This is a genomic window from Streptomyces sp. NPDC004561 (assembly GCF_053602155.1).
The window spans coordinates 1-11,269 of sequence record NZ_JBSGDB010000299.1 but is presented as its reverse complement, the minus strand read 5'-3'; the positions used below and the strand labels follow the sequence as shown (position 1 = coordinate 11,269).

8 protein-coding genes and 1 pseudogene are annotated in these 11,269 nt (G+C 72.3%); 8 read left to right on the top strand and 1 reads right to left on the bottom strand.

The features are described 5' to 3' along the window. The 7 genes from ACWEN3_RS30860 to ACWEN3_RS30830 all read left to right on the top strand — a co-directional run. The coding region (locus ACWEN3_RS30860) for an RHS repeat-associated core domain-containing protein (RefSeq protein ID WP_452977276.1) at positions 1-2,655 on the top strand (2,655 nt) is incomplete at its 5' end. Between the two features lie 9 nt (positions 2,656-2,664). After that, positions 2,665-3,114 (top strand): hypothetical protein, encoded by a 450-nt coding sequence (locus tag ACWEN3_RS30855; protein ID WP_452977273.1) that lies wholly within the window; start codon positions 2,665-2,667, stop codon positions 3,112-3,114. Between the two features lie 220 nt (positions 3,115-3,334). After that, positions 3,335-3,505: a hypothetical protein gene (locus tag ACWEN3_RS30850; protein ID WP_452977270.1), complete on the top strand. Its 171-nt coding sequence runs from the start codon at positions 3,335-3,337 to the stop codon at positions 3,503-3,505. A 257-nt stretch (positions 3,506-3,762) separates the two neighbouring features. Further along, entirely contained in the window at positions 3,763-4,866 is a 1,104-nt protein-coding gene (rsgA, locus tag ACWEN3_RS30845) for a ribosome small subunit-dependent GTPase A (protein ID WP_452977279.1), read from the top strand. 657 nt (positions 4,867-5,523) lie between these two features. Then, a complete protein-coding gene (locus ACWEN3_RS30840; RefSeq protein ID WP_452977267.1) occupies positions 5,524-6,918 on the top strand; it encodes a DNA-3-methyladenine glycosylase 2 family protein in 1,395 nt (464 codons plus the stop codon). Next, a complete protein-coding gene (locus tag ACWEN3_RS30835) occupies positions 6,915-7,406 on the top strand; it encodes a methylated-DNA--[protein]-cysteine S-methyltransferase (protein ID WP_452977266.1) in 492 nt (163 codons plus the stop codon). Before ACWEN3_RS30840 ends, ACWEN3_RS30835 begins: the two co-directional genes overlap by 4 nt. A 344-nt stretch (positions 7,407-7,750) precedes the next feature. Beyond that, positions 7,751-9,034 carry a GDSL-type esterase/lipase family protein gene (locus ACWEN3_RS30830; RefSeq protein ID WP_452977263.1) on the top strand — a complete coding sequence of 428 codons (1,284 nt, stop codon included), beginning with the start codon at positions 7,751-7,753 and terminating at the stop codon, positions 9,032-9,034. Positions 9,035-9,096: 62 nt separating this feature from the next. Here ACWEN3_RS30830 and ACWEN3_RS30825 read toward each other — a convergent pair whose 3' ends face one another. After that, the gene (locus ACWEN3_RS30825; protein ID WP_452977260.1) at positions 9,097-10,086 is read right to left on the bottom strand and encodes a helix-turn-helix domain-containing protein; all 990 of its coding nucleotides are present in this window, start codon (positions 10,084-10,086) and stop codon (positions 9,097-9,099) included. A 486-nt stretch (positions 10,087-10,572) separates the two neighbouring features. On the opposite strand from ACWEN3_RS30825, the pseudogene ACWEN3_RS30820 reads away from it, so the two are divergent. Beyond that, positions 10,573-11,269, top strand: a pseudogene (locus tag ACWEN3_RS30820) (hypothetical protein); the annotation flags it as partial.

Below are 11,269 nucleotides of genomic sequence, written 5' to 3'. Positions count from 1 at the left end.
ATCCACCGCCACAACGCCGAAGGCAAGGTGGTGGAGGAGACGGATCCGCTGGGCCATGTCACCCGTACAGTGTGGGAAAAATACGGCGCCAAGCCACTGACGGTCACCGATCCTCGCGGCCACACCACCAGCTACGCCTACGACCAGGCCGGAAATCTGGTCGAACTCGCCCAGCCTGATGGCACGGTGGCACGGGCCGCCTACAACTCACTCGGTCTGCCGACTGAGGTGGTCGATCCGGGAGGCGCTGTCTGGCAGCATACCTATGACGAGCGGGGAAACCTGCTGAAGACTGTTGACCCGCTTGGCGCCGAGACCCGCTACGCCGTTGATGACAAGGGTCGTCCGGCGGCGATCACCAACGCCCTGGGTCACACCCGCACCGTGGGTTATGACGCCGCGGGCCTACCCATCGCCGTGACCGACGAGCTGGGCCACACGACGACAATCCGCCGCGATCCCTTCGGTCGGGTCATCGAGGTGACCGACCCGCTCGGCCACGCCACCCGCCTAGGCTGGACCACGGAGGGCAAGCCGTCCTGGCGCAATCTGGCCGACGGCACCCGTGAGTCGTGGACGTGGGACGCCGAGGGCAACCTCGTCACCCATACCGATCCAGCGGGCAACACCACCCATCAGACGGCCGCGCCCTTCGACCTCCCGGCTACCCGCATCGACCCGGACGGCACCCGGTATGCCTTCACGTACGACACCGAACTGCGCCTGACCGGGGTCACCAACCCCGATGGGCGGACCTGGTCATACATCTACGACGAGGTCGGCCAGCTGATCGCGGAGACGGACTTCAACGGGCGCACGTTGACGTACGCGCACAACCCTGCGGGAGAACTGATCGCCCGGACCAACGGCGCCGGCGAGGTCATGCGCTTCACGCTGGACGCTTGTGGCCGGGTCATGACTCGGCAAGACGACTCCGGTGAGATCACGACGTACGAATACGGGTTGGACGGCGGGCTCCGACGTGCGGCCAACGCGGATGCCGAAGTGGTGTTCGAGCGGGACGCGCTGGGGCGAATCCTGTCGGAGACGGTCAACAGCCGACGATCGATTTTCGAATACGACGCCGTCGGTCGCCGTACCCGCCGCGTGACACCTTCCGGCCTGGTATCGGAATGGACGTACAACGCGTCCGGACACCCGATCCTGCTGCGCTCGGCGACGGACTCGATCGCCTTCATCTACGACGAGGCGGGGCGCGAGAGCGAGAGACGGCTGGGCGAGGCGGTGAGGCTGACCCAGAGCTGGAGCCCGACCGGGCGACTGAGCGATCAGTCGTTGGTGTCGGCTCCGACCGGTGCGGGGCCGGACCGACTCCTCCAGCACCGTACGTACGCCTACCGGGCCGACGGACACCTCACGGAGATCCGCGAACTGACCTCCGGAACGCGTCGGTACGATCTGGACGCCATGGGCCGAGTCACGGACGTGCGGGCACACGGATGGACCGAAACGTATGCTTACGACGCAGTTGGCAACCTGATCGGAGCATCGGCCCCCGGCCGCGACTCAGAAGGCGGGCGCAAGTTCGAGGGCACACTTGTCCGTCACGTGGGACGCACGACGTTCGAACACGACGCACAGGGGCGCCTGGTCCGCCGGGTGCGCAGGCTCCTCAACGGGCAGAAGCGCCTCTGGACCTACGCTTGGGATGCCGAGGACCGACTGAGAGAGGTGGTCACACCTGACGGCGACCACTGGCTCTACCACTATGACCCGATGGGTCGGCGCATCTCCAAACATCGTGTCGGCGAGAACGGTTCAGCAGCGGATCGCACCGATTTCTCGTGGGACGACACTCGCCTTGCGGAACAGGCCGGTCCGGACGGCAGGATTACCACCTGGGACTATGAGCCAGGGACCCACCGCCCGGTCGCACAGACCGACCGGCGGGCGTCGTCTGCCGAAACTTCGTTCCTCGCCCGACTGGCCGAGGAGACCAGCCTCGACAAGAGGCCACGTTTCTACGCCGTGATCACGGACGCGGTCGGCACGCCCATGGAACTGGTGTCCCCCTCCGCCGAACTTGCGTGGCAGTCCCGCACCACACTCTGGGGCACCAAGTTTCCCTCTACCGTGGACTTTGAGGCGGCTGTGGAGTGCCCGCTACGGTTCCCTGGGCAGTACGCCGATGACGAGACGGGCCTCGACTACAACCTGTTGCGTTACTACGATCCCGAAACGGGCGGATACCTCACGTCGGACCCAATGGGCCTCCTGCCTGGTCCGAACCCGCATGCCTATGTCGGCAACCCGGGGAGCGAGTCGGATCCGCTGGGCCTGTTCACATGCAAGGTCGAGAACGCGCTCAAGAGCTGGCAGAGCCGGAAATTTCAGTTCGGTAGCAATGAGTTTGTGCTTGACAAAAAGGGCATGGCGCATGTTCTGGAAAGGCATCATCCGGAATACTGGGACGGGTCTGTCAAGGCGAAACAGTCGTTCCTCGACGGAAAAATGTCCGTCCAGGATGTGCAAGATGCCATCACGGAGACGCTGAAGCAGAACCGGGACAAACTCGTCTCGCGCGGTCCGATGGGCATGTATCAGATCGAGGGTCGAGTAAACGGCGTGGACTACGTCCTCGGCATCAAGAATGGCCGCGTCGGCCAATTTTATCCCGGAACGCTCGACAAGTAAGCTGGCTATATGATCGAGATCACCTCCTACCTGCGCACCAAGTCGGGATCTTTCATCGACGTGGCGGAGGCAAGCCTTCCTCCTGCGGATCCTTCGTATGTCGAGGGGGCTATCGATATGACCATCAACGGCGTACGGATCCTGGACCGGGAGCTCTGGGACTATGTCGACGAACTCTGGGCCTATATCAGTGACATGGCGCAGAAACTGGTCAACGAGGACGAGGCATCGACATACTTCCCGGATCAGCCGATCCGCTTGTTGTTCAAACGCCTAGGCGGCGGACTCGTCCTTGTGTCACTCACCTACGACGACGTCAAGCGAACAGTCTCCGTTGAGGAACGGGAACTCGTGGACGCCCTCCAGCAGTCCGGCACAGAATTCTTCACCAGGATGAAAGAGCTGCTTCCTGAGAACGCCCTGGGGTACGACGACGCCTTGACACGGCTCACACGCTGAAGCAGATGGCCGTGGTAGCAGGTGGGGCATCAGTCCTTCATCGATCGTCAGGCTCGTCGGCGTAGTCGGTGGCATCCTGGACGGCGCGAGCAAAGGGCTGTCCGCATGATGACCGAAGACGACGCCGCCGCGGCTGCCGCAGCCACCTTGAAGCTCTGGGCTGCCTCATACGGCTGCGGTCTGGCGCCGCAACCGCATCGGCTGGGCGGAGAAGTACCTCATGGCACGACTGGCCAAGGCGGACGAGCAACTGGCCGGTCTGCTACTGAGCATGCGCGACTGCCACCGTCTGGGCACCGAAGACGAGTTCACCGCCTACCTCGCCGCTCCCCGTACCGGCCAGAAGCGCAAGCGGAGCCTGATGACGCTACTCGTCCAGCATGGCCTGTGACCCCGCCAGAAAATCGGTGGCGCTCGAATGCGCGCGCCATTAGGGTGAGGTCCACTTCACGCAGTGGCTGTCCGCCGCTGTTGTCGACCGAGTGAGGAACGGGAGGTGTGACCGATGGCTGTCTCTGTGATGGGCGCTGCCCGTAACCAGAAGTTCATCCACTCCACCTCCGTGGTCTCCGGCTGATCTCTCCTGTCTTCTTCGCGCCTGTGAGTGCGCACGGCCGGGGCCGCCCCTGTGAAGGGTTCCCCTTGAATCTGTCTTCTCCTTCGGCTTCTTCCGCTTCGTCGCACCCCCTGGCCCCCTACGGCTGGGACGAGGGATGGGAAGCGGAGTTCGCTCCGTATGGCGGGCAGGGTCTCCTGCCCGGCCGGGTCGTACGGGTCGACCGCGGCCAGTGCGACGTCGTCATCGCCGGCGGGGTCGTCCGCGCCGACACCGCCTTCGTCACCCCGCACGACCCGATGCGGGTCGTGTGCACCGGCGACTGGGTCGCCGTCGAACCCGGCGGGACCCCCCGCTACGTCCGCGCGTATCTGCCGCGCCGCACCGCCTTCGTCCGCTCCACCTCCTCCAAGCGGTCCGAGGGGCAGATCCTCGCCGCCAACGTCGACCACGCCGTCGTCGCCGTGTCCCTCGCCCTCGACCTCGACCTCGGCCGGGTCGAGCGCTTCCTCGCGCTCGCCTGGGAGTCCGGGGCCCAGCCCGTCGTCGTCCTCACCAAGGCCGACCTCGTGCCGGACCCGGTCACCCTGGCCCACCTCGTGCAGGACGTCGAGACGAGCGCGCCCGGCGTCCCCGTGCTCGGCGTCAGCGCCCTGCACGGCGACGGACTCGACACCCTCGTCGCGCTCGTCGGCTCCGGCACCTCCGTGCTGCTCGGCCAGTCCGGGGCGGGCAAGTCCACCCTGGCCAACGCCCTCGTCGGCGCGGACGTCATGGACGTGCAGGCCGCCCGCGACGTCGACGGCAAGGGGCGGCACACCACGACCACCCGCAACCTGCTCGCCCTGCCCTCCGGCGGCGTGCTCATCGACACCCCCGGGCTTCGGGGGGTCGGCCTGTACGACGCCGAGATCGGGGTCGGGCAGGTGTTCGCCGAGATCGAGGAACTGGCCGGGCGCTGCCGCTTCCACGACTGCGCCCACGAGAGCGAGCCGGGCTGCGCGGTGCGCTCCGCCGTGGAGAACGGGGAACTCGCCGCACGGCGCCTGGACAGCTACCGGAAGCTGGTGCGCGAGAACCAGTGGATCGTGGCCAAGACCGACGCCCGGCTCCGTGCCGAGATGAAGAAGGACTGGAAGCGGAGGGGAGCAGCGGGCAAGGCCGCGATGGAGGCGAAGCGGGGACGCCGGAGCTAGGTGGCGACGTCCCGATGGGGCGGGGCGGTGGAGGCCGTGGCCGGGCCGCGACGTCCGGCCGGTCTGGGGAGATCGTGGCCAGACTGAGAGGTCTGGTCGGGGCTCACGTGGGTGGCGGTGGCCGGGCTGCGGGATCCGGTCGGCTGGGGCCGGGCAGGCCGTGGTCGAGGCCCCGCGCCGGGTCGGCTCGCCTGGGCAGGCTGTGGCCAGGTCGCGACGTCCGGTCGGCCGGGCGCAGGCGGACCGTGGCCGGGCCGTCACGCCGGGCCGTCACGCCGGGTCGGCCTCGTCCGGGCAGGCCGTGGCCGGCCCCCCACGTCCCGACGGTGCCCTGCCTCGACAGGCCGTAGCCAGGTCGCCGCGTCCCGTCCGCCCCACCGGGCGGGCCGTGGCCGGGCCCCGCATGCGGTCACCCCCTCCCGCGGGCAGCCGCCCGCACTCGGTCCTGCCTGGGCAGGCCGTAGCCAGGTCGTCGTCTCCCGTCCGCCCCTCCGGGCGGGCCGCGGCCGGGCCACCGCGCCCCGTCCCGGCGGGGCGCGGTCAGGCCGTCGCAACCCGTTCTGCCTCGCTCCGGCAGGTCACGGCGCGGGCTCTTCACGTGGGCGTCCGATTTCCGCCAGTCGGTGGGGCCGGTGACGGTTCACACTGGGGGGTGTGATGGACGAGGACACCAGGTACGAAGCGGTGCGCAGTCGGGACGGGCGGTTCGACGGGGCGTTCTTCTTCGCCGTCGAGACGACCGGGATCTACTGCCGGCCCAGTTGCCCGGCGGTGACGCCGAAGCGGCGCAACGTGCGGTTCTTCCCGACGGCCGCCGCCGCGCAGCGCTCCGGGTTCCGGGCCTGCCGGCGGTGCCGGCCGGACGCCGTGCCCGGGTCCGCGGAGTGGAACGTCCGCGCGGACGTCGTCGGGCGGGCCATGCGGCTGATCGCCGACGGTGTCGTGGACCGTGAGGGCGTCGCCGGGCTCGCCGCGCGGCTCGGCTACAGCGCCCGGCAGGTGCAGCGGCAGCTCACCGCCGAGCTGGGCGCGGGCCCCGTGGCGCTCGCCCGCGCCCAGCGGGCCCACACCGCGCGGGTGCTGCTGCAGACCACCGACCTGCCGGTCACCGAGATCGCGTTCGCGTCCGGGTTCGCCAGCGTCCGGCAGTTCAACGACACCGTGCGGGAGGTGTACGCCACCACGCCGACCGAGGTGCGGACCGCCGCCCCGCGCGGCCGCGACGCCCGTCGGGCCGCTCCACAGGCCGGCATCCCGCTGCGGCTCGCCCACCGGGGCCCCTACCAGGCCGGCGCCGTCTTCGACCAGCTCGCGCGGGAGGCCGTGCCGGGGGTCGAGGAGGTGACCGGCGCCGCGGGCGGCCGCACCTACCGGCGCACCCTGCGGCTGCCGTACGGCACCGGGATCGTCGCCGTCGCGGAGCGGACCCGGGAGCCGCGAACGGTCGGCGGCACGCATCCCGGCGGCTGGCTGGACGCCCGGCTGCACCTCACCGACCCCCGGGACCTCACGACCGCCGTGCAGCGGCTGCGGCGGCTGTTCGACCTCGACGCCGACCCGTACGCCGTCGACGAACGCCTCGGCGCCGACCCGCGGCTCGCCCCGCTGGTCGCCGCCCGGCCCGGACTGCGCTCGCCCGGGGCGGTGGACCCGCTGGAGCCCGCCGTGGGGGCCCTGGTGGGGACCGAGGGCGCCGGCCGGCTCGTGCTGCGGTACGGCAAGGCGCTCGACGCCCCCTGCGGCAGCCTCACCCACCTCTTCCCGGAGCCCGCCGTCCTCGCCGAGGCCGAGCCCGGCGGGCCGCTGGGCGCGCTCGCGGCCGCTCTCGCCGACGGCACCCTCCGGCTGGACCCGGGCGCCGACCGGGACGACGCCGAGGCGGTCCTGCGCGCACTGCCCGGCATGGACCCGGCCACGATCGCCGCCGTCCGCGTCCGCGCCCTCGGCGACCCGGACGTGGCCCCGCCGGACATGGCCGTGTCCGACGCGTGGCGGCCGTGGCGGTCGTACGCCGTCCGGCATCTGTGCGCGGCGCTGGAGGCGAGCCGATGACCGCCGTGTACTTCACCCACCTGGACTCGCCCGTCGGGCGGCTGCTGCTCACCGCCGACCCGGACGGCTCGCTCACCTCGCTGTCCGTGCCCGGGCAGAAGGGCGGGCGCGCCGTGCTGGAGGGCTGGCGGTGCGACCCCGGGCCGTTCCGTGCGGCGAGGGAGCAGCTCGCCGCCTACTTCGCCGGTGAACTCAGGGACTTCCGGCTGCCGTTGCGGGCGGCGGGCACCGAGTTCCGGCGGAGCGTGTGGGACGCGCTGGACGAGGTGCCGTACGGCGCCACCGTCACCTACGGCGCGATCGCCGCCCGGATCGGCGCCTCGCGCATGGCCGTTCGCGCCGTCGGCGGGGCGATCGGCGCCAACCCGCTGCTGATTCTGCGGCCCTGTCACCGGGTGATCGGCGCCGACGGGTCGATGACCGGGTACGCGGGCGGCCTCGAACGCAAGGTGTGGCTGCTGACGCTGGAGGGCATGCTCCCGGCGTAGACGGTGCCGGGGCCGACCACCTCCGCACGGGGGTCCGTCCGGGCCGCAACTGCCCTCACTCCGCCGCCTGTTGGAGCAGATCGGTCAGAGTCCTCTCGACCGTGTCGGGCACGAACGGCCGGGCGGCGTACGAGGTGCGGAGGTGCCGCAAGCTCCGGAGTCGATGAGCAGCCGGCCGCCCGCGGGGGCGGCGGCCGCGCGACGGTCCCCGGGGCTCGCGATGTCGTCGGCGACCGGCGTGGCGTTGGGCCGCTCGGGTGGACCGCCGCCGGTGTTCCGGTGGCGCGGCCCGGTGCTGTGGCACGGTCGCCTCGGGTGGATCACGGGGAAGGGCGGGCGCACACATGGGCAAGGTCGGACGGGTCCTCGCGGCCCTGCTGCTGACGCTGTTGCTGCCGGGCATGACGGCGACCGCCGACGCCGAACCCGCCGCGCCCGCCCGTTCCGGCGGCCGGGGGAGCGCGACGTCGGTAACCGGCGTCGCCCTGCCCGCCCTCCGGCGCACCGACCGGTCCGGCGTCCGACACGCCGCGCTCACCTGGGCCGGCAGTTGGGAGACCGCGCCGTCCGGAACCGCCACCGCGCTGCCGGGGGCGGCCGTTCGCAACGTCGTCCATCTCAGCGTCGGCGGAACCGCCGTCCGCGTCCGGCTCAGCAACCGGCTCGGCACCGCACCCCTGTTCCTCGGCGCGGTCACCGTCGCGCTGCGCGGGGCGGCCGGCCCGGACGCCGTGCCCGGCACCATGCGCACCGCCACCTTCCACGGCGTCCCCACCGTGACCGTCCCGCCGGGCCGGGACCTCGTCACCGACCCGGTGCCGCTGGCCGTGCCGGCCGCCGCCGACCTCCTCGTCACCGTGTACACCCCGGTCGACGGCGGACCCGCCACCTTCCACCGCAGCGCCCTGCAGACCAGCTACGTGGCCCGCGCGGGCGCCGGCCGGGCCGCGGACGAGGACGGCTCCGCGTACTCGGCACCCACCGGCTGGTGGTACTACGTCACCGGCGTGGACGTCCGCGGCCTCGCCACCGGCAGCGTCGTCGCGTTCGGCGACTCCCTCACCGACGGCACCGGCTCCACCCCCGACGCCAACCGCCGCTGGCCCGACCGGCTCGCCCGGGAGCTGCTCGCCCAACGGCTCGGCGTCCTCAACGCCGGCATCGGCGGCAACCGCCTGCTGCGCGACGGAGTCGGGCCGAGCGCCCTCGCCCGCCTCGACGCCGACGCGCTGGACCGGGCCGGAGCCCGCACCCTGGTCGTCCTCGAGGGCATCAACGACATCAAGGGCACCCCGCCGGCGAACGACCCCGCCGCCTACGCGGCCGCCTACCGCACCCTCGTGGCCCGCGCCCACGCCCGTGGCATCACGGTCGTCGGCGTCACCCTCACCCCGTTCCGGGGCTACGCCGCCTACACGCGCGCCCGCGAGTCGGTACGGCAGCGGGTGAACGCCTTCATCCGCGGCGGCGGAGCCTTCGACGCGGTCGCCGACGCCGACGCCGCCGTACGCGACCCGGCGGACCCGACGCGCATCCTGCCGGCCTACGACCCCGGCGACCACCTGCACTTCGACGACGCGGGCATGCGCGCCGTCGCCGACGCCGTCCGGCGCGTCCTCGTCCGCTGACCGCTCGGCACCGCACCCTGCGGCCGCGATCAGGGGACCGAACGGGCGGGTCACCGGCGGGTTCAGCCCGGCTGCTCCCGGGACACCCAGCCCCGCTCGTAGGCATGCCAGCCCAGCTGGAGCCGGGTCGTCGCACCGGCCAGCTCCATCAGCCGCTTCACCCGGCGCTGCACGGTCCTGAGGCCCAGGTCGAGCTGTTTGGCCACGCTCGCGTCGGTCAGCCCGGCCAGCAGCAGCGACAGCACCTCCAAGTCGGTGGCGTCCGGGCCGTCCGGCACCTCCTCGGCCGCCCCGGAGGTGCCCAGCCGCAACGGCAGCGCCTCGCGCCACACGGACTCGAACAGTCCGGCCAGCAGCTCCAGCAGTCCGCTGGCGTGCACCACCAGCGCGGCCGGTTCCGCCGTCCGCGAGGTCATCGGCACCATCGCGAGCGCACGGTCGGCGACCACCAGCTTCGTCGGCACCCGGTCCACCACCCGCACCCGTTCGTCCCGGCCGAGTGCGGCGGCCAGCTCGGCCAGCCCGTGCGGCAGGTCGAGCACCGCGCGCTCCACCACCACCCGGTAGCGCACCCCGCGCGCGGCCGCCTGCGCCTCCGCCTCGTTCTCCAGCCCGGAGACGACCAGCGGGTTGTCGGTCACCAGCGCGCACACCTCCTCGGCGGCGCCGAGCTGGAGCTGGAGGAAGCGCTGGGCGACCGCCGACGCGCCCGTCACGACCTCCACCAGGTCGTGCACCGCCGGCTCGGCCGCCGCCGCCCGGTACTCCTGCGCGAGCAGCGCGGCCGCCAGCTCCGCCTGCTCCAGCTCGTGCCGCTGCCGGGTGAGCAGCGCGCCCAGCGCCACCGCCGGCGGGGCCGCCACCCAGCGGCCCGGCCGCGCCGAGGACCGGGCCGCGAGTCCCTGCCGCTCCAGCCGGCGCAGCGCGTGCTCGGTGTCCCGTTCCGCGAGCGTCAGGCGCCGCGCCAGATCGGCCACGTCGGCCGCGCCGACGGACACCAGCGCCCGGTACGCCGCCTCGTGCGTCTCGTCCAGCCCTATCGCTGTCAGCATCGCCCCGCGTCCCTCCCCTGAGAACAAGCCGTCACGGCGGGCGGTGGCCTGGCGGAAACCGGCCACGGCGCAAACCCGCCGCCGCACATCATCGCCGTACCGACGGTCACTCTGCCAAGGTGTGCTTCACCGCAGCACACATGGTCGGACGCCCGAGGGCCCCCGGAACCGGACGTACGACCCACCGCCGCGACCCAGGAAACCACGCCACAATCCGGCCATCCGCCCGCGCCTGTCGCGGGCCGGTCATCCGGACCGTGGCCGGGGCCCGTACGTGCGCGAGCGCGCGAAGGGGATTCGGGGCCGGGTCGCTCAAGACGTCGCCGGGCGGTCCTCCCGTGGGGGGTGGGGCCGCCCGGCGGCCAACCGTCGTATCCCGTACGACTGTTCGTCTTGGCCCTCGACACGGCGTTCGACTCGGGCAGCCGCACCGGAAATTTCCGATGCCCCGTTTTCATACCGCCCGTTCGGTGGACAATTAGGGGCATGAGCCAGCAGGGGGGAAGGCCCGCCCGTCCCGAGGACGACTGGTGGGGGCAGCTGTACGACGACTCCACCCAGGACACGGGTCCCACGGCCGCGCCCGATTCCCTGGACGACCGCTTCGCCTCGGCGAAGAACACGGTGGTGGGGAGACCGGCGGCCCGGGAACCGGCGGTACCGGCGCAACGCGCCGCGCAGGAGCCGCCTGAGCAGGATCCCTCGCCGGAAGCCGCCGGGGACGCGCCCGCGCCGCCCGAGCCGAAGCCTTCGGCGGAGGCCGCCACCTGGTCAGCGCTCCCGCAGCCCGAGCACGACCCGGCACCGGAGGCCACCGGGCAAGCCTTCGCGTCGTCGGGGTGGGACTTCGCACCGGAGTCCGCCGAGCAAGCTTTCGCGCCGTCCGGGCGGGAGTTCGCACCGGAGTCCGCCGAGCAAGCCCTCGCGTCGCCCGAGCCTGGGTCCGCGAAGGGAGCGGTTGGGCCGCCCGAGCCGGGACCGGTACCGGAGGCCGCCCCGGGCCCCTTCGCGGCGGCCGAGCAGGTGCCCGCGACCCAGGCCGACGGGGGAGCGCCCGCGGCGGAAGCGGAACAGGAGGCCGCCGGCGGGGCGTTCGCGGCGCCCCGGCCGGAACCCGTTCCGGAGGCCGTCCGGGAACCCGCTCCGGAGTCCGCCCGGAAAGCGGCCCCCGCGGCCGCCGGGC